The following is a 19,236-nucleotide window of genomic DNA, read 5'->3' as shown; positions in this document are numbered from 1 at the left end:
CCCAGCGACTTTCCGCGTACCCGCGCCGCCCGTCGTCAGACGGGAACGCCCCTTTTCGAGGGTCAGCTGCGGATGCCCTCGTAAGATGTCAACCATGGCTTCCACCACTTCCCGTCCGACCACGGACGACGAGCTGGCCGCCGCTCGGCGGGAGATCCGCGCCCTCCGCGCGGAACTGGCCGGCAGCGCCCCCCTGATCGACGACCTCCGCCGGCAGGTGGCCGCTGCGGAGGAGCAGTCCGAGCGATACCGGAAGCAGGTGACGGCCATGCGGGCCTCGCTCTCCTGGCGCGTCACCAAGCCGCTGCGTATGCTCGCGCGCCGTCGGGGCTGAGTCGTGGCCCGTCAACGCGCGTCTCAGCGCGTCCTCGACCTTGTCCGCGGCGCGGTGACGATCGAACGCGGTCCAGCACGGCTTCCCGCCGGCGACCGAGCGGCGATCGTCGCCAGCTGGGCCCCGGACGCGCGGGTGAGCCGTTCCCTCGCCGCACTCGTCAGCTCCCTCGACGCCGCCGGTTATCCGTCCGTCCTGGTCCGCGCGTCGGACGACCCGACGCCGTTGCGGTGGCCCAGCGCGCCCCCCGAGTCCACCATCGTCGTGCGCAAGCCGAACATCGGCTACGACTTCGGCTCCTGGACTGTCGGACTCGACCGGTTCCCGTCCATCGCGAAGCGCCGCAATGTCATCCTCGTCAACGACTCGATGGCCGGCCCGTTCGCCCCGCTCGACGAGATGGTGGCATCGCTCGAGTCGACCGGCGCGAATGTGTGGGGCGCGACGAACACCCGGCAGATCGTTCCGCATCTGCAGAGCTACCTGCTGGGCTTCCGCGACGGGATCCTCGCCGACCCGGCGGTCCGCCAGTTCTGGAGGAACGTTCACCACCTCGAAGACAAGGGCCGCATCATCGGCGATTACGAAGTCGGCCTCAGCAACCTGCTCAGCGCGGAGGGCCTCACCACGAGTGCCTGGTTCGCCTCGGAACGCGTGGTGTCGCCCGCCGACAACCCGGTCGTGAACGGCTGGCGCCGGCTGGTCGACCTCGGCTTCCCATTCGTGAAGCGCGAGGTCCTCCGCGAGCCCGCGGTCGTGCTCGATGCACGACTCGCCCCCGAAGTCATCCGCGAGCGGTTCGGCGCCGAGGTCGCCGAGTGGCTGTGAGCGGCCAGGAAGGAGAACCCGTGGTCTCGCGTGGAAAACGGATCCGCCGGAACGTCAGCGCCGTGTTCCAGATCGCCGCGAGCGGGATCGCACCGCACGAACCGATCCTTCCCCCGGAACGGCATCCCGCCGAGCATGCCGCCTGGGTCGACCGCCTCTCCGGCAAGCTGCGCCCGACCCTCCCGGACGCCTGGTCGTCGCTCTACGAGTTCCCGCCCGCGCCCGCCCGGGTCGCGGTGCTGATGCACGTCTTCTATACGGACCTGGTCCCCGAACTGTGCAAGCAGCTCGCGAACATCCCGGTGCCGTTCGACCTGATCGTCACCAACGCGAGCGGTGAAGAGCTGGAACTGCCGCTGCACGGCATCCCGCTGGTCGGCCACGTCGCCGTGCTGCCCGTCGCCAACCACGGGCGCGACATCCTCCCCCTCGTCGAGGTGGTCAACGCCGGGCTGCTCGATCCGTACGAGCTCGTGCTCAAGATCCACACCAAGAAGAGCACCTGGCGCGCGGAGCACACGGAGCTCTCGGGCACGGGAGACGCCTGGCGCGACTCCCTGTACTCCACCGTGCTCGGCTCCCCCGAGAACGTGGAGGCTGTGCTCGGCGCGTTCGCGGAGGACCCGAGCGTCGGGATCGTCACGGCCGACGCGGACATCGTCGGCACGGAGTTCTGGGGCGGCGACCTGGTGCGCACCCGCGAACTGATGCGGCGACTCCAGCTGGAGGTCAGCGAGCACGACCTGCGCTTCGCGTCCGGTTCGGTCTACTGGATCCGCGGTTTCCTGCTGCAGGGGCTGCGCGCCTTCGCGATGGATGCCGAAGACTTCGAGCCGGAGGCCGGCCAGGTCGACGGCACCACGGCGCACGCGGTCGAGCGGGCGCTCGGGCTGGTCACGACCGAGGCGGGCTACCGGATCGCGGGCCGGACCTCGCTCGAGACGACCGACGCCGAGTCCTGGCGCCGCTACCAGCAGGACGCCGACCGCGTCCCGCGCGCACGCGTCGTCCCCTTCTACCTGCCGCAGTTCCACACGTTCCCCGAGAACGACCAGTGGTGGGGTCCTGGCTTCACCGAGTGGTCGAACGTGACAGCGGCGCGCCCGGTGTTCGAGGGTCACAACCAGCCGTTCCTGCCCTCCGAACTGGGCTTCTACGACCTGTCGGTGGAGGGCGTCCGCGATCGCCAGTACGAGCTCGCCCGGTCGGCGGGGCTCGAAGGCTTCATGTACTACTACTACTGGTTCTCGGGCAAGAAGCTGATGGACATGCCCGTTGAGCGCCTGCACGCGGCCGACGGCGACCAGCCGTTCTGCCTGATGTGGGCCAACGAGAACTGGTCCCGCCGCTGGGATGGCAGTGAGTCGAGCATCCTGATCGCCCAGGACTACGACGAGGTCCCCGCCGAGCAGTTCATCGACGACGTCATGCACCTACTGCTCGACCCGCGCTACATCCGCGTCGACGGCAAGCCGCTGATCGCGGTTTACAAGATCGCGCAGCTGCCTGATATCCGGGGCACGCTCAGCCACTGGCGAAGGCGTGCGGCCGAGGAGGGCCTGCCGGGCCTGCACATCGTCACGGTGGATGTCGGCCGCGAGCTGGACGGCGTCGACGGCGACCTGGGGTCGTACGACATCGACGCGTTCCTGGAGTTCGCGCCGCACAACCGCCGGTGGAGTCTCATCGACCGGAACGACCTCGACGAACTCGACTCGCGATTCGACGGACACATCATGAGCTACACCGAGATGGCCCGGCACTCCGAGCTGGTTCTGCGCGAGCCCGTCGACCCCCGGCGCTACCCCGGCGTCATGGTCAATTTCGACAACACGGCCCGCCGTCAGTGGCGTCCGGACCTCTGGTATGGTTCCAATCCATACACGTTCCGGCGGTGGTTGAACTCCGCCATTTCCGCTGTCGCCGACCGTGAACCCGAACACCGCATCGTCTTCGTGAACGCGTGGAACGAGTGGGCGGAGTCCGCTGTGCTCGAGCCGTCGCAGCGCTTCGGCCGGACGTTCCTGCTCGCCGTGAGGGATGCGCTCCTCAGCTAAGGAAACCCGTGAAACTGGCAATGACGGTGATGGTTCGCGACGAGGCGGACATCATCCGGCCCATGATCGAGCACCATCTCGAGCAGGGTGTCGACGTATTCATCGTGACCGACAACGGCTCGGTCGACGGCACAGCCGAGATCCTCGGCGAGTTCGCCGAGCGCGGACTCATCGACCTGCGGCACGACCCGGTCCAGCGCAAGCAGCAGGGCGCCGTGGTCACCGGCATGGCGCGCGACGCGGCCACCCGGTACGGAGCCGACTGGGTGATCAACGCCGACGCCGACGAGTTCTGGATCACGCGCGACCCCGCTCTGACGCTCAAGCAGGCGTTCGAGCACATCGATCCCGCCGTGCGGACTTTCACGGTGCCGGTCACCGACATGACGGGTCCGGCGGCACGCGCCGGAACCGGCCTCCAGCGTCTGATCTACCGCGACGAACGCGACACGGAGCAGCTCAACGCGGTCGGACTGCATGCCCATGCGACACCGGATGCCGTCCACGTCGGCGACCCGTCGATCGAGGTCGCACAGGGCAACCACTTCGTGAACATCGAGAGCTCGGGCCGGCCCGACGACGCATACGAGCTCGAGGTGCTCCACTTCCCGTGGCGTTCGTGGCAGCAATTCGCCCGCAAGGTGGAGAACGCCGGACGTGCCTACGAGGACAACCCGGAACTCAAGCCGAGCCCCAACCACCACGGTATGCGCGACTACCGGCGCCTGCTCGGCGGCACCCTCCTCGGTTCCTACCTGGTGCGCAACCCGACAGCGCAGGAGCTGGCGGACGGCCTGGCCAGTGGCGCTTTCCGCGAGGAGCGCCGCGTCGCCGATCGCTGGCCGTCGCCCGTCCCGGACGAACCGATCGACGAAGAGCAGGTGGCTACCGAGTACGCCTACGGACGCGAACTCGGCGCGATGGAACTGCGTATCCGGGAGCTGGAGCGCCAGGGCGTGCGCGAACGCGACATGATCTTCGACATGGCCGCACACGTCGACTCCCTGCAGGAGCGCATCGCGGAGCTCACGCAGGAGGTCCGCGAGGCGGACGCACGCACCGATCGCTACGCCTCGCGCAAGCTCGTCCGCGCGGCCGACAAGGTCTCCCGCACGCTGCGCCGCGGCTGAACGAGGGCGCCGTCCGGCACTCAGCCGCCGCACGGCCGGGCTCAGGAGCCTCCGACTATACTTGCGAGGTCCCCCACCCCCGACGAAAAGAAGTGCATGTCAGCCCAGGCGCGATTCGAGGCTCTCTCCCGCCAGAAACTGGCGACGGTCGGAGCCGCCTCGCCCAGCGGTCGGCGTTCCATCGCCGCCCTCAAGGAGATCTTCTCGCACCGCGAGATGCTCTCCCTCCTGGTCCGCCGTGACCTGAAGTCCCGCTACAAAGACAGCGCGCTCGGGTTCCTCTGGACCCTGATCCGGCCGCTGACGCAGCTCTTCATCTACTACATCGTCATCGGCAAGTTCCTCTCGGCCGAGCGCGGCATCCCCGAGTTCGCGGTGTACGTCTTCACCGGTCTGACGGCGTACGGCCTGCTCAGCGAGATCATCGGCGGCGGCACGGCGTCGATCGTCGGCAACTCCGGCCTGATCAAGAAGGTCTACCTCCCCCGCGAGGTGTTCCCCCTGGCGAGCGTGGGCTCGGCGCTGTTCAACTTCGTGATCCAGCTCGCCATCCTGCTGATCTTCTCCGCCATCCTCGGGTCGTTCCCGTGGTCGCCCGACTTCTTCTACTTCTTCCCCTCGGTGCTCGTGCTGCTGGTGTATGGGACGGCCTTCGGCCTCCTGCTCTCCGCGCTGAACGTCTATCTGCGCGACATCCAGTACCTCGTCGAGGTGATGCTCCTCCTCCTGCTGTGGGCCTCCCCGATCGTGTACTCGTGGAGCATGGTCAAGGGCATCCTGGGCAACGGCCTGGCGATGCAGATCTACACGAACAACCCGATCACGCTCGCCGTTCTGGGCTTCCAGAAGGCGTTCTGGATGGGCGGCCAGGCCACCGCGGAGTACCCGGCTGGCCTCGGGCTGCGCCTGGGCATCGCCTTCGTCATCGGGCTCGTCCTGCTGGTGCTCTTCCAGCGGGTGTTCCAGCGCCTCCAGGGCAACTTCGCACAGGCTCTCTAGGAAGCACGGTATGACTGACAGACTCACCACCCGCCCGGAGCAGAGCGTCAACGACGCCGCGCCCGAGATCGTCGTCATCGACGACGTCTCCAAGCGCTTCGTGCTGCGCAAAGACAACTCCCTCAAGGAGCGTTTGACCGGCCTCGGCCGCGGCAAGAAGCACCGCGAGGAGTTCTGGGCGCTCCGCAACGTCACCGCATCGATCAGCGCCGGGCACACCGTCGCCCTGATCGGTCACAACGGTTCGGGCAAGTCCACCCTGCTGAAGGTGATCGGCGGCATCGTCGACCCGACCAGTGGGACCGTGAGCCGCCGCGGTCGCATCGCGGCCCTGCTCGAGCTCGGCGCCGGCTTCCACCCGGATCTGACGGGACGCGAGAACGTCTTCCTGAACGCCTCGATCATGGGGCTGAGCCGTTCCGAGACCGAGTCCCGCTTCGACGACATCGTCACCTTCTCGGGCATCGGCGACTTCATCGACACCCAGGTGAAGTTCTACTCGTCCGGCATGTACGTGCGGCTGGCGTTCGCTGTCGCCGTGCACACCGACCCCGACCTCCTCCTCGTGGACGAGGTGCTGGCGGTGGGCGATGAGGCGTTCCAGCGCAAGTGCCTCGACAAGATCCGTTCCTTCCAGGAGGAAGGGCGCACGATCATCCTGGTGACGCACACCCTGAGCCAGGTCGTCGAGCTGTGCGACCGCGCGATCCTGCTCAACAAGGGCGAGATCGTGTTCGACGGGGAGCCGCGCGACGCGGTATCGCAGTTCCGCGACATCCTCGAGGAGCGCCGGGTGTCCGAAGTGGACGCGGCGGGCGACCTGACCGCGCCGCCGAAGGAAGCCCGCATCAACGTCGTTTCGGCGAAGCCCGCGGGAAAGACGGTCGGAGCGGTGCTCGAAGATGGCGAAGACCTCATCGTGTCGGTCCAGATCGACCACTACGAGGCGATCGAGGGCTGGTTCTGCGGCATCCAGATCGACAGCACGCTCGGCCAGGTCGTCTACGGCACGACCACCAAGCGCGCGGGCGTCGAACTTCCGGCGGTCACCGGTCCGCAGACGATCGAGCTCCGACTCGACCGTCCGCAGTTCGGCGGCGGCAAGTACTTCGTGAACGTCTCACTCATGGACCCGACCGGTCGTCACTTCGCCGACCTGCCACAGGGGACCAGCTTCGATGTCGCTCCGAAGAAGAAGTCGGCCGGTACGCTCTACGCCGAGCCCGTCTTCAGCGTCGTCACCGATTGATCCTCGACCCAGGATGCCGCACCCCCACACGCCGTCCGTGCTGATCGTCACGGTCACGCACAACACCGGCGACGTGCTGCACGAATTCCTGCGCTCCGCCCGCACGGCCACCGCGGAGCCCGCCCAGATCGTGGTGGTCGACAACGCCTCGGCGGACACCACGGTCGAACAGGCCGCGAGCGACGAGTTCGGTGCCGAGTTCATCGCGTCGACGGAGAACCTCGGCTACGGAGGCGGGATCGAGGCGGGCTACCGCCACGGCTCCCCGGACGCCGAGTACCTGGTGATCGCGAATCCCGACGTCGTCTTCTCCCCCGGCTCGGTGGACGAGCTGGTGCGCGTGCTGCGCGAGCGCCCGGCCGCAGGGTCGGCCGGCCCCCGCATCCTGAACGCCGACGGAACGGTGTACCCGTCCGCCCGCAGCCTCCCCTCGCTTCGCACCGGCGTGGGCCACGCCCTCTTCGGCCGCCTGTGGCCGGGCAACCCCTGGACGAAGCGTTACCGCGGAGTCGACTACGCGAGCGACGCAGTCCGCCCGGTCGGGTGGCTCTCCGGCGCGTGCTTCGTCGTCCGCCGCGACGCCTTCGAACAGATCGGCGGCTTCGACACCTCGTACTTCATGTACTTCGAGGACGTCGACCTGGGCGCCCGGCTGAGCAAGGCCGCCTGGGCCAACCTGTACGTCCCCACCGCGAGCGTCATTCACACCGGCGCGCACTCGACGAGCACCGCCTCGCGTCGCATGGAGGCCGTCCACCACGAAAGCGCCTACCGGTACCTGTCGCGCAAGTACGCGGGCTGGTATCTGCTGCCCGTGCGGGCCACATTGTGGGTCGGGCTGCGGGTGCGCCAGTGGTGGGTCACGCGATGAGAGAAAGGGTCAGCTGATGGAGGACCGCAGGAAGCACATCCTCGTCGTCACCCCGGACACGATCGGCGAGAGGATGGCCGGCCCGGCCATCCGCGCCTGGAACGTGTCGCAGGCGCTCAGCGCCGTCGGCGAGGTCCGCCTCGCGTCGACGGTGGGCGCGACGGTCACGACCTCCGACTTTACGATCCTCCACGCGGGCGGAGAGGCGTTGAAGCCGCACGCCGAGTGGGCGGACATCGTGGTCTTCCAGGGCCACATCCTCCGCACCCACCCCTGGCTGAAGCCGATGGACAAGCTCCTCGTCGCCGACATCTACGACCCGGTGCACCTGGAGTGGCTGGAGCAGGGCCGCGACCTGCCCGAGGCCGACTATTACGCCTCCACCATCGACGCCGTCGAGGTGATGAACGACCAGATCGAGCGCGCCGACTTCATGGTCTGCGCCTCGGAGAAGCAGCGCGACTTCTGGCTGGGCCAGCTGGCAGCGATGACCCGGGTGAACCCGGCGACGTACGCGGCCGACCCGACCCTGCGCAACCTGCTCGATGTCGCCCCGTTCGGCATCCAGGACACTCCACCGGTGCAGAAGCGTCACGGTATCCGCGGCGCTGTCGACGGCATCGGGATGGACGACAAGATCATCGTGTGGGGCGGCGGGATCTACAACTGGTTCGACCCGCTGACCCTCATCTCGGCGGTCGGCCGTCTGGCGGCGGAGCACCCGGAGGTGCGGCTGTTCTTCCTCGGCGTCAAGCACCCCAACCCGGACGTCCCGCAGATGGAGATGGAGCGCGCCGCGCGCCGTCTGTCGGACGAACTGGGACTCACCGACCGGGTCGTTTTCTTCAACGAGACGTGGGTGCCGTACGACGAGCGCGCCGACTACCTGCTCGACGCGGACCTCGGCGTGAGCACCCACCTCGAGCACATCGAGACCGCCTACAGCTTCCGCACCCGCGTGCTGGACTACTGGTGGGCCGGGCTTCCGGTCGTCGCGACCGACGGCGACACCTTCGCCCCGCTCATCCGCGAGAACGGCCTCGGCCGGATCGTGCCGCCGCAGGACGTCGAGGCCCTCGAGGAGGCTCTCGGCGCTCTCCTGTTCGACGAGGAGGAGCGGGCTCGCACCCGCGAGCACGTCGACGGTTTCGCCGACGGGATGCACTGGTCGACAACGCTGGAGCCGCTGGTCCGCTACGCGAAGGCGCCGTACCCGGCAGCTGACCGCGTGCGTGGCGTCATCTCGCAGCGCAACCAGATCACCGCCGACCTGCGCAAGCGGGTCGCGGGGATGGAGCGCAGCTCGTCCTGGCGACTCACCGCGCCGCTGCGCGCCGCCGGCACGTGGGTGAGCTCGCTGCGCCGTCATCGCGGCTGACTCTGAGGCGACTCACGCGCGCAGCGTCCGCGGTCAGGAGACCGGGACGGCGCCCGACGCGAGGCGGTCGAAGAAGGCGCGCTTGATGTCGGCCTGACCGTGGTGCTGGTTCGTCTCGTCGAGCACGAACTGGATCGGCACGTCGAGCTTGGCGAGGCGGTAGCCCTTGGCCTTCGCGAAGTAGGACAGCCAGACGTCGTCCAGCATCCAGAACTCCTGCGGCATCCGGGTGAAGAACCGCTCGTCGGCGATGATCTCCGACGAGAGCACGGAGCCGCCGGGACCGATGTGATCCACGCGGTCGCCGGGCTCTGCCGGCGTGCGATCCCAGTAGCCCTGCGGCCCGAGGGTCCAGGCCCACCACGCGGTGACGGCTTTCGGGTCGTACTGGCTCAGGGCCGACGCGAGGAAGTCGTTCTGGATGTCCTGATCGTCGTCGATGACCACGATCGGCTGCGGGCCGTCCGTCAGCACGAGTTTGCGGGCCCAGTAGAAGCGGGCGATCGAGCCGAGGTTGAAGGGACTCCGCACGAGCCGGGCGCTGCGGAGCGCCCCACCCGGACGGAAGCCGTCCAGAGTGCTGAGGTACTGCTCGTGGTCGTTCCGCGCGTTGTTCCAGAGGTAGAGGCGTACGCCCGTCACGCTGGTCTGCGCATCCAGCATCCTGAGCACGTCGACCAGGCGTTCGGGACGGTTCCACAGGCACATGAGAACGGCGACGTCGCCATTGTGCTCGGTGCCATACGCCCACGTGCGGAACCGGAACCGGCCGGCCAGGAGGCGCCTCTTGATGACGGATTTCACACGGGATTTCAATGCGGGCAGGAGTGGCACCCTGACATCCTAAATGAACGCCGTCAGCCGAGGGCGAGGATGCGTTCGCGCGACAGCGGAGACCCGAGCCCCTGCGGAGTCACGCCCAGCGCCCGGAGCCAGGTGACGTCTCCGCGACTCCACCCGGCAGCGTCGCCGGTGACGCGGTAGACCGGCGCGATGCCCGCCTGGTGGAGGACCGCCACGAGCTCTTCGTTGGAGGTGCCCTCCCCCGTCGCGACGTTCACCGCCGGCGGAAGGGCAGCCGGATCCGCAGCGGCTACGCCTGCGAGGGCGTCGGCGACATCGTCGACGTGGATGTAGTCGCGCACGAACCGCGTCCAGCCGTGCAGCTCCACGGCACCGTCCGCTGCCGATCGGGCGAGCCGGGCGACCAGGCTGTCCGGGAAGTCCGCGCCCCAGACGTTGAAGATTCGCGCCGAGACGGTGGCGAACCCGGGCGCCGTCTCGGCGGCGAGCCGCTCCTCGGCGTCGCGCTTGCTGTCGGCGTAGGCTCCGCGACCGCCGAGCGGGGCGTCCTCGTCGAGGACAGCGTCTGCGTCGGTGCCGTAGACGGCTGCTGTGGAGGCCTGCACGACCAGGGAGGCGCCCGCATCACGCGCCGCCGCCGCCAGCGTGACCGCACCGACGACGTTCACCCGGTGTGTGAGCTGCGGGTCCGCCGCGCAGGCGGCGCCGACGACGCCGCCCAAATTGACGACGACGTCCGGATGGGCTGCAGCCACCGCCGAGCGGATCGATGCTTCGTCCGCGAGGTCGAGCCGGTGGACTCCCGAGTGCGACGTGGCGACGACCCCGAAACCGGCAGCCTGCAGCCGGGGCAGCAGAACGCGTCCGATCCGCCCGTGTGCGCCCGTCACCAGGGCCCGACGAGCCGTCATTGCAGGGAGAAGCCCAGGCGGCGGAGCTCGGCGACGACCTCGTCCGCACCCACTTCGTAGGCGAGCGAGCGGGTCATCAGCGAGCGGATGGCCGCCACCTCGGCGTCGTCGGCGTCGGCCGCGTCGCGCACGATGAAGATCTTCGAGTTGCCCGTCCGCTCGACCTCCTCCGGGCCGTACGAGAGCTCCTCGTACATCTTCTCGCCCGGACGCAGGCCCACGATCTCGATCTCGAGCGACGGGTCGACGGCCTTCACCAGGCTGTGGGCGAGGTCCAGGATGCGCACCGGCTCGCCCATGTCGAGCACGAAGATGTCTCCGGGATGCCCCGCGAGGGAGGACTGCACGATGAGCTGGCTGGCCTCGTCGATCGTCATGAAGAACCGGGTCACATCCGGGTGCGTCACGGTCAGCGGCTGCTTGCGGCTGATCTGCGACCGGAAGATCTGCATCACCGAGCCGTTGCTCTCGATCACATTGCCGAACCGAACGGCGTTGAAGCGCGTCCCGGAAGTGTCGGCGAAGGACCGCAGCATCAGTTCGCCCAGGCGCTTGGTGGCGCCCATGACGTTGACCGGGTTCACCGCTTTGTCCGTGGATACGTAGACGAAGTTGGCCACCCCGGCCTCGCGCGCGAGCTGCATCATGTTGACGGAGCCCCACACGTTGTTGTTGACGGCCTCGCGGGGATTCTCCTGCATCAGTGGCACGTGCTTGTAGGCGGCGGCGTGGAAGACGATCTCCGGCTGCTCCTGCAGCATGATCTCGCGCATCAGCCGTTCGTTCTTCACATCGGCGATGTGGAAGCTGAGTCGCCCGTCACCCTGGTCCAGCTCCTGCCGCAGGAAGAAGATGCCGTTCTCCCACCAATCGACCGCGGCCACAGAGGCCCCCAACGTCGTGAGCAGGCGCACCAGGCGCGAGCCGATCGAGCCGGCCGCTCCGGTGACGAGTACCTTCTTGCCGCTGACGAACGCACGCGACGAGACGACATCCTGCTTCACCGGCTCGCGGCCCACCAGGTCGAGCACGTCGACGTCGGTGAGGTCGTCGATGTGCACCGTCTCGCGGCTGAGCACGTCGTACGTGCGCGGGATCATGGTGAACTCGACGGCGTCGAGGTCGAGCCGGTTGATCACATCCCGCAGCAGCTTGCCGCCGGCGGAGGGGATCGCGAAATAGACCAGGCTCACGTCGTTGGCGCGGACCACCTCGCCGATGTCGTCGAGCGTCCCGAGGACGTCGTCTCCGGTGAGCCGGTCGTCCACGAAACCGGCGAGCGAGCCCCCGCGCCTCCGGATGTCGTCCGCGAGCGCGCTCCCGGCGGTGCCCTTGCCGACGATCAGAATCCTCTTGTCCATCACAGAAGACCCTATCCGCTGGAGGCTGAGCGCCGGGTGCGGCGCCGGTCCGGGCGCCGGTCCGAACGGACCGGCGCCGCGACCCGGATCAGCTGGCGCAGAGCTTCAGCGCGGCGACGTTGGCGTCCAGCGAGGCCGGACCGCCGAGCAGCGTCATCCCGGACGCACCCAGCCGCTTGACCTCCGCTGCGACGCCCTGCGGCACGCAGCTGGTCTGGGCCAGGTATACCGGCGCCGTGTTCTTACCGGCGAGCGCCGCACCCGCGAGCGCGTCCGGGAAGTTGAACCCGGTCGCGACGTAGACCTTCGTCTCGGCGGTCTTGAAGGCGTCCGCGTTGATCGCCGCCGCCGCACTGAAGCGGTCGTTGCCGCTCAGGCGCGTGGTGTTCGCGATCGTCGACAGGTCGTTCTGGATGCCCTGCGATACGGAGTTCGGACCGCCCGCGATCTTGATGGTCGTCGCGTGCAGGTCGCGGATCAGCTGGGCGGTGGCCGCATCCAGCGACCCCTGCGTGCCGGGGACGAGGATGACCGGTGCGCTGAACGCGCCGCCCGCTCCGCTTGCCGCCAGAGCGTCAGGGAAGTTGAAACCGGTCGCCACGTAGACGGTGCTCGCGCCGAGCGGGAACGCATCGCGCACGATGTTGCGGGAGGCCTCGAACCGGTCGGCGCCGTTGATGCGCTTCACGTCCGGAACCAGACCCTGCAGCTGGGCGATCACCGTGGGCGACACCGAGTCGACGCCTCCCACCACGACGACGTGCTGCGGCTGGAGTCGCTGGATCTCCTGTGCGACAGCGGTCGGCAGCGCAGTCGGTGCCGTGAGCAGAAGGGGACCGCCCTTCTTCACGGCCGCGGGAGCGGCGCTCAGCGCGTCGGGGTAATTCGCACCCGTCGAAACATAGACGGTGTCGGGATGCGCGGACGGGTACGCCGCCTGCGAGATGGCGACGGCTGCCGCGTAGCGGTCGGAGCCCGAGAGCCGGTCGACGGCGGGCGCCGGGACGACCGTGAAGCTGCCGGTGACCGGGGTCGATGCAGACAGCGTGCCCCAGGTCACGACGACCTTGTAGGTGTGGGCGCCGGGGGCGAGGTTCTGCGGGACGCTCCAGGCGAGGTCGTTTCCGGTCGGCTTCGTGGTCGCGCTCGGCGTGGTGGCGCCGTCGAAGAAGACGTTCACCGTCTCCTGCGCGTTGCCGCCCGGGACGGTGCCCGTGACCGGCTTGCCCTGGAACACCGTTCCGCCCGAGAGGGCCGGCGCCGCCGGCGGGACGAAGGCGGAGAGCTCCCAGTCCCCCTGTTGGTCCTCGATGTCGAGGCCGTTGCTCGATTTCATCGGGAAGATGCCCGACTTGTCGTCGCTCGCGCAGTTCGGAGCTCCTTCAGCTGCCGTACCCGCGGAGGTGATGCCGAGCGCGAGAGCACCGACGACCGCCGCACCGCCGCTGTCCCCTCCGAGGGAGCACGCGCTGGTGATGTAGAGGTTCACAGGAGTATCGGACACCGAGACGTTCTGGTTGACGGCCTCGATGTACCCGCAACGCCATCCTGTGGTTCGGCCCGACTTACAGACCACCGAACCGACCGTGCCCTGGATGTCGCCCCGGATGAGCAGCTGCGTCCCCGAGGCCGGGGCGCCTCCCCCGCCGTTCCAGGTCGCCACCTTCGGCTGCGGAGTGACAGCGGCGGTCGTCGCCTGAAGACCCGAGTCCAGGCCGCCGCCGAAGGCGTAGCTGCTGGCGATAGTGGTGCCGATCTGCGTGCCGACCGTCCCGTAGTCGTTCGGGTAGTTCTGGTTGAGCGCATATACGGGCTGCGTCCCGTAGTAAGGCTGGCAGTGACCGGCGGTCACGAACTGGGCGGCCCTCGTGGACTTGCTCGCGCCATTGAAGCCCACTGAGCAGAGGTAGCCGCCGGAGACGCCGGGCTCGCCGTCGAAGTAGTAGCCGGTGCCGCCGAGGAGGTCCTCCTGCTTGTTCATCTTCGGTGGGGCGGTCTCGGTGACCGGCTGGTTCACCGTGGCGGCCGCGCCGGTGGCCTTCACCGCCGGGACGTCGGCCTTGTCGGCGACGTTGACCGTCAGAGCCTGTCCGTCGAGGTGGGACGAGAGGATTTTGACGCCCTGCTTTCGCAGGCCGGTGAGCACGTCGCTGGCGTCGGAGGCGGCCTGCGCGTCTGCCAGGTACTGCTCGGGCGACGAACCCAGGTCGCGCCGCACGGCCTCGCTCAGCGCCGGGGGCAGCGTGGCCGCTTGCGCCGCGAACTGGCCGGCAGCGTAATGACCCATCGTCGCGGGCGGCGTCGGCGCGGGATGTGAGCCTCCCGGATCACCGGCGGCCTGGGCCGCGAGCGGCTGCAGACCGCTGAGGACGAGAGCGGATGCGGCCACAAGCCACACGGATCGACGACGGAGCACGGATTCCCCCTTCAGGCGGTCGCACAGCACCGGCGACCGGACGCTGGGCAGATTATCAGGTTGTAAGCGTCGATCAACGGCCCCCATTAGGGACGCGCCGATCGGTCCGGGGATCAGCCGTGACAGACCCGCAGCGCCGCGACGTTCTCGTCGAGCGAGTCCGCGCCGCCGAGCAGCACCATCGATGTTGCACCCATGATGCCTGCCGTGCGCACGACCGCCTGGGGGATGCAGCCGGGCCGGGCGAGGAACAGCGCTGCATGGCCTTTTCCGGCCAGCGCCGCGCCGGCGAGGGCGTCAGGGAACGTCATCCCCGTGGCCACGTAGATCGTCGGACTCGACGTGATGTCGTCGTAGTTGATGGTGGCGGCAGCGTCGAACCGGTCCATGCCCATGTTCCGGGTGGTCGGCGCAATCCCCTGGAGGGAGTCCTCCAACCGCACAGTCACCGAGTCGGGGCCGCCGGCGACCTTGATGCGGTTCGGGTGGAGGTTCCAGAGCAGGTCGACGGAGTCTTCGTCCAGATACGAATCGGCACCGTTGACCAGCAGGACCGGGCTGCCAACGCCGCCCGCCACCGCGCTGGCGGCAAGCGCATCCGGGAACTTCGTGCCGGTGGCGAGGTAGACCATCGACGACTGGGTGAACGCGCTGCGCACCAGGTTGCGCGAGACCTCGTAGCGGTCGGCGCCGCCGATCCGCGTCACGGTGGTGGCCAGATCGGAGAGCTGGTCGAAGACGGCCGGTGTGACCGACACCTCACCGCCGACGACGACGATGGAGGCGGGATGCAGCCGCTCGACCTCCGTCTGGACGGGGGCGGGCAGCGCGTCCGGTGTCGTCAGCAGCAGCGGGCCGCCCCGCTTGACGGCGACGGGTGCGGCGGCGAGCGCATCCGGGAACGTCGCCCCCGATGCGATGTAGACCACCGGCGCTCCACCCGTCGGGAAGGCAGCCTGCGAGAACGCGACCGCAGCCTGGTAGCGGTCGGCTCCGGTGAGCCGGTCGACCGTCGGTGCCGCGACGACGGTCATCGACCCGGTGACCGGCGAAGACGACGTCGTGCCGTCGGTGACCACGAGGCGGAAGGTGTGCGACCCGGGCGTCAGCGTCTGTGCGGCGGACCATGCCAGCGTCGGACCCGAGGCGGTGGCGGTCGCACTGGGGCCGGCCGCGTCGGTCCGCCCGTCGTAGTAGACCTGCACGACGTCGCCATCCGCCCCGCCCGGGACCGTCCCGTTCAGGGTCGAGCCGCTGAACAGCGTCGGTATGACGCTCTCACTGTCGACGACGGCCGGCGGCACCGACGGAGCCTCGACAGCGTTGGCCGCGGCCGGAGCACCGGTGAGGATGAGGACGGAGGCGGCAATCAGCCACACACGCGAACGGAGCACGATGGTTCCTCTCTGCCGGTCGCCCCCCGCGGCCGATCGAGGCGAGGCTAGCAGTTTCGCCAGCCGCTCGCGTCAACCCCGTTCGGGGCCGGTGGCCTCCAAGAGCTCCATCAGGTACTTGCCGTAACCGCTCTTCACCAGCGGGCCCGCGAGTTCGCGCAGCTGCGCGTCGTCGATCCAGCCGGCACGCCAGGCGATCTCCTCGATACAGCCGATCTTGAAGCCCTGCCGGTCCTCGATCACACGCACGTACTCCGACGCCTGCATCATCGACTCGAATGTGCCCGTGTCGAGCCACGCGGTGCCGCGGTCGAGCACCTGCACCTGCAGCTTCGCCGCCTCCAGGTAGCGCTCGTTGACCGTGGAGATCTCCAGCTCGCCGCGCGCGCTCGGAGTGATCGACTTCGCGATCTCGACCACGTTGTTGTCGTAGAAGTAGAGGCCGGGCACGGCGTAGTTGCTCTTCGGCACCGTCGGCTTCTCCTCGATGGAGAGCGCCTTGAAGTCGTCGTCGAACTCGACGACGCCGTACGAAGTCGGGTTGCTGACGTGGTACGCGAAGATGAGCGCGCCCTCGAGCTCATTGTTCGTGCGCAGCGACGACCCGAGTCCGGCGCCGTGGAAGATGTTGTCGCCGAGCACCAGCGCGACCGACTCGTCGCCGATGAACTCCTCGCCGATGATGAACGCCTGCGCCAGGCCGTCCGGCGAGGGCTGCACCGCGTACTCGATCCGCAGCCCGAGGTGCGACCCGTCGCCGAGCAGCGACCGGAACTGGTCGTTGTACTCGGGCGTCGTGATGACGAGGATCTCGTTGATCCCGGCCATCATCAGTGTGGACAGCGGGTAGTAGACCATCGGCTTGTCGTAGATCGGCATCAGCTGCTTCGAGATGCCGCGCGTGATCGGCCACAGGCGGGTGCCGGAACCTCCGGCGAGGATGATGCCGCGCATGTCAGTTGCTCTCCTTGTTCGAGGCGGAGTCCAGGGAAGCGTAGAAGGCGCGTGCCGCCTCCCAGGTGGGGAGCAGGCCGGCGGCGCGGGCCTCCTCGAGTCCTGGCGCTCCGGTGTCTTTCGGCGACAGCAGCGGCTCACCGGCTTCCTCCGGGAAGCGGAGCGCGATCTGCTCGTCGAGCGGATTGATCCCGTGCTCGCGGGTCGGGTTGTAGGTGTCCGTCACCAGGTAGCTCACGGTGGCGCCCTCGGTCAGAGCGACGAAGCAGTGCCCGAGGCCCTCGCCGACGTAGATGGCGCGGCGGTCGACGTCGTCGAGCAGCACCGAGTCCCACTGACCGAACGTCGGCGAGCCGACCCGGATGTCGATCACATAGTCCAGGACGGCGCCCTTCGGAGCCATCACGTACTTGGCCTGGCTCGGCGGGATGTCCGCGAAGTGGATGCCGCGCACCGATCCGCGCTTCGACACCGAGAGGTTGCCCTGACGGAGGTCGAGCCGGTGGCCGACGGCCTCCTCGAGACGGTCGAAGCGGTACCACTCCGTGAACAGCCCGCGGTCGTCGGCGTGCTGCTTCGGCGTGATCTCGTAGGCGTCGGGAATGGACAGTTCGCGGATTTGCACCCGACGAGTGTACCAACGGGTCGCTGACCAGCCCGGGGGCGGGTCAGGAGCAGACCGTGAGCTTGCCCACTCCCGCGCCGATCGAGGCCGTGCCGCCGAGCAGCCGGATCGCGGTCGAGGAGGGCTTGAGCGCCGCCTGCGCGGCCGCGGTCGTCACGCAGCCCGCCTGGGACACGTACAGGGGCGAGTGCGCTTTGGCCGCGGCCGCGGCCCCCGCGAGCGCATCCGGGAACGTGAACCCGTTGGCGAAGTACACCGAGGGGACCGTCGGGAAGATGCTCGTGTCCGCGTTGAGGGAGGCGCTCACCGCGAACCGGTCGGCACCGGAGAAGCGGTGGACGGTGCCGGTCAGCGTGCCGAGCTGCCCTTCGATCGTGGACGACACGGAGTTCGGACCGCCCACGATATCGATCTCGCCGGCATTCAGGCGCTGGATGAGGGCGACCGTCGCGTCGTCGAGGGTGGCGGCCGAGCCGTTCACCAGCAGCACAGGAACCCCGAGGGTGCCGGCGGCGGCGCCCGCCGACAGCGCATCGGGGAAGTTGGCGCCGGTCGCGATGAAGAGGCGTGTGACAGTACCGGGCCAGACCGCCGAGACGAGCGATCGTGCCGCGGCGTAACGATCGTCGCCGGACAGGCGCCCGACCGGGCCGTACTTCGCCAACTGACCGAGCACCGCATCGCTGACGGAGTTCACCCCGCCGACCACGACGATGCCACCGGGCTTGAGGCGCTGGAGCTCGGCCCCCACACTCGCAGGGATCGAGTCGGGCGTGACCAACAGGAGCGGACCACCCTGGAATGCCGCCGCCGGGGCCGCCCCGAGCGCGTCCGGGAAGTTCAACCCGTTGGCGATGTACACGTTTCCGTGTCCGTTGAGCGGGGTCGGGTAGCTCTGCTGCGAGATCGTGACCGCGGCATCGAACCGGTCGGCGCCGGCCGCGCGCGTCACGGTCGGCGTGCCGCCGGTGGACGTCGATCCGAACCAGTCACTATAGGAGCCCCAGAAGTTGCGGTTGCCGAGCGACGAGCATGCGTCGCCATTCCCGAAGAAGTCGGCCATCGCTGCCGCGTTCGGCTGGTACGGCGTGTAGTAATACAGCGCCGCGGTGGCCTTGTTCCAGATCGCGACCGGCGCGGACCCGCATCCCGCCTGGTCGGAATAGAGGATGCTGCTCACCTTTCCAACCGGATACCAGGTGAAGTAGTTGCTGGTGCCCGCGGGGTTGCCGTACCGCTTGAACTGCCAGGCGGCTCCGTACACCTGCTGGAAGAACCCGGTCGTGTCCGGGTCGCAGCCGACGCCGGGGTCGTCGGGGCAGGCGTACCCGGTCGCGTAGGAGTACTGAGTGGCGGAGGGCCAATCGTCCGTCACCAGGCTCTGCTCTTTCTGGAGCAGCGCCAGCAGCACCTTCTGGCTGATCCCGCACGACTGACCCACCTTGAAGATGATCGCGGCGGCGTTCTCGCCGGCGGCTCCGGTGTAGCCGGCGCACATCGCGTCGGACGGGCGGCTCACCGTGGTCGTGGTGTAGCTCTTCAGGCAGGTGTACCCCGTGCGGCAGGTCGGCACCTCACCGTTGAGGAAAGTCTGCACTGCGGCTTGCGTCAGTGCACCGCCATCGAAGAACAGCTGGTCGCTGATCAAGTTCCCGGCCGAGAACAGCGACTTGTCGATGTCGTAGTTCGGGTGGAATCCCTTAGCGGCCGACGCCGTCATCCCGTGACTCTCGGCCGCATGGGCGACGGAGGCGTAGTAATCGGCCGCGCGGCCCGGCGGGTCGTCGGGCGCGGCGGCCGCTGGGGCGATCGAGAGGGCCGAGAGGGCCACGACGGATACGGACACAGCGATCAGGAGACGCCTTGCTCCCCCACCCCAGGCAGACATGCCGGCGAGTCTAGCGGTCCGGGTAGGATGATCTCCG

The 19,236-nt window shown here is 68.6% G+C and carries 16 protein-coding genes; 8 read left to right on the top strand and 8 right to left on the bottom strand.

The window, feature by feature from the left end; all coding sequences use genetic code 11:
- The first annotated feature begins 94 nt into the window (after positions 1-94).
- The 8 genes from AB4Y74_RS03370 to AB4Y74_RS03335 all read left to right on the top strand — a co-directional run bounded on the left by AB4Y74_RS03370 (position 95) and on the right by AB4Y74_RS03335 (position 8,846).
- Positions 95-334, top strand: a complete 240-nt coding sequence (locus AB4Y74_RS03370; protein ID WP_441797703.1) for a hypothetical protein — start codon at positions 95-97, stop codon at positions 332-334.
- A 3-nt stretch (positions 335-337) separates the two neighbouring features.
- Positions 338-1,162, top strand: coding sequence for a rhamnan synthesis F family protein (locus tag AB4Y74_RS03365; protein WP_441797702.1), 825 nt, complete (start codon positions 338-340; stop codon positions 1,160-1,162).
- A gap of 20 nt (positions 1,163-1,182) precedes the next feature.
- Positions 1,183-3,219: a glycoside hydrolase family 99-like domain-containing protein gene (locus AB4Y74_RS03360; RefSeq protein WP_441797701.1), complete on the top strand. Its 2,037-nt coding sequence runs from the start codon at positions 1,183-1,185 to the stop codon at positions 3,217-3,219.
- An 8-nt stretch (positions 3,220-3,227) separates the two neighbouring features.
- Positions 3,228-4,349 carry a glycosyltransferase family 2 protein gene (locus AB4Y74_RS03355; RefSeq protein ID WP_441797700.1) on the top strand — a complete coding sequence of 374 codons (1,122 nt, stop codon included), beginning with the start codon at positions 3,228-3,230 and terminating at the stop codon, positions 4,347-4,349.
- Positions 4,350-4,445: 96 nt separating this feature from the next.
- Positions 4,446-5,348 carry an ABC transporter permease gene (locus tag AB4Y74_RS03350; RefSeq protein ID WP_441797699.1) on the top strand — a complete coding sequence of 301 codons (903 nt, stop codon included), beginning with the start codon at positions 4,446-4,448 and terminating at the stop codon, positions 5,346-5,348.
- A 10-nt stretch (positions 5,349-5,358) separates the two neighbouring features.
- Positions 5,359-6,597, top strand: a complete 1,239-nt coding sequence (locus AB4Y74_RS03345; protein ID WP_441797698.1) for an ABC transporter ATP-binding protein — start codon at positions 5,359-5,361, stop codon at positions 6,595-6,597.
- 13 nt (positions 6,598-6,610) lie between these two features.
- A complete protein-coding gene (locus tag AB4Y74_RS03340; protein WP_441797697.1) occupies positions 6,611-7,468 on the top strand; it encodes a glycosyltransferase family 2 protein in 858 nt (285 codons plus the stop codon).
- A 16-nt stretch (positions 7,469-7,484) separates the two neighbouring features.
- Positions 7,485-8,846 (top strand): glycosyltransferase family 4 protein, encoded by a 1,362-nt coding sequence (locus AB4Y74_RS03335; RefSeq protein WP_441797696.1) that lies wholly within the window; start codon positions 7,485-7,487, stop codon positions 8,844-8,846.
- A 33-nt stretch (positions 8,847-8,879) separates the two neighbouring features.
- Here AB4Y74_RS03335 and AB4Y74_RS03330 read toward each other — a convergent pair whose 3' ends face one another.
- The 8 genes from AB4Y74_RS03330 to AB4Y74_RS03295 all read right to left on the bottom strand — a co-directional run bounded on the left by AB4Y74_RS03330 (position 8,880) and on the right by AB4Y74_RS03295 (position 19,199).
- Positions 8,880-9,680: a hypothetical protein gene (locus AB4Y74_RS03330; RefSeq protein ID WP_441797695.1), complete on the bottom strand. Its 801-nt coding sequence runs from the start codon at positions 9,678-9,680 to the stop codon at positions 8,880-8,882.
- 23 nt (positions 9,681-9,703) lie between these two features.
- The gene (locus AB4Y74_RS03325; RefSeq protein ID WP_441797694.1) at positions 9,704-10,561 is read right to left on the bottom strand and encodes an NAD-dependent epimerase/dehydratase family protein; all 858 of its coding nucleotides are present in this window, start codon (positions 10,559-10,561) and stop codon (positions 9,704-9,706) included.
- Complete coding sequence (locus tag AB4Y74_RS03320) at positions 10,558-11,922, bottom strand: polysaccharide biosynthesis protein (RefSeq protein WP_441797693.1); 1,365 nt, start codon at positions 11,920-11,922, stop codon at positions 10,558-10,560. The genes AB4Y74_RS03325 and AB4Y74_RS03320 overlap by 4 nt, the downstream gene beginning before the upstream one ends.
- A gap of 88 nt (positions 11,923-12,010) precedes the next feature.
- Positions 12,011-14,338: a cell wall-binding repeat-containing protein gene (locus AB4Y74_RS03315; protein WP_441797692.1), complete on the bottom strand. Its 2,328-nt coding sequence runs from the start codon at positions 14,336-14,338 to the stop codon at positions 12,011-12,013.
- A 113-nt stretch (positions 14,339-14,451) separates the two neighbouring features.
- Positions 14,452-15,732, bottom strand: a complete 1,281-nt coding sequence (locus AB4Y74_RS03310) for a cell wall-binding repeat-containing protein (protein ID WP_441797691.1) — start codon at positions 15,730-15,732, stop codon at positions 14,452-14,454.
- Between the two features lie 72 nt (positions 15,733-15,804).
- The gene (rfbA, locus tag AB4Y74_RS03305) at positions 15,805-16,686 is read right to left on the bottom strand and encodes a glucose-1-phosphate thymidylyltransferase RfbA (protein ID WP_441797690.1); all 882 of its coding nucleotides are present in this window, start codon (positions 16,684-16,686) and stop codon (positions 15,805-15,807) included.
- Between the two features lies 1 nt (position 16,687).
- On the bottom strand, positions 16,688-17,311 hold the full coding sequence (locus tag AB4Y74_RS03300; protein ID WP_441797689.1) for a dTDP-4-dehydrorhamnose 3,5-epimerase family protein: 624 nt from the start codon (positions 17,309-17,311) through the stop codon (positions 16,688-16,690).
- Between the two features lie 43 nt (positions 17,312-17,354).
- Positions 17,355-19,199 (bottom strand): cell wall-binding repeat-containing protein, encoded by a 1,845-nt coding sequence (locus tag AB4Y74_RS03295; protein ID WP_441797688.1) that lies wholly within the window; start codon positions 19,197-19,199, stop codon positions 17,355-17,357.
- Positions 19,200-19,236: the final 37 nt, after the last annotated feature.

The sequence above is a fragment of the Leifsonia sp. RAF41 genome, from assembly GCF_052114085.1.
GTDB lineage: Bacteria > Actinomycetota > Actinomycetes > Actinomycetales > Microbacteriaceae > Leifsonia.
This window is presented reverse-complemented; position numbering and strand designations above follow the sequence as displayed.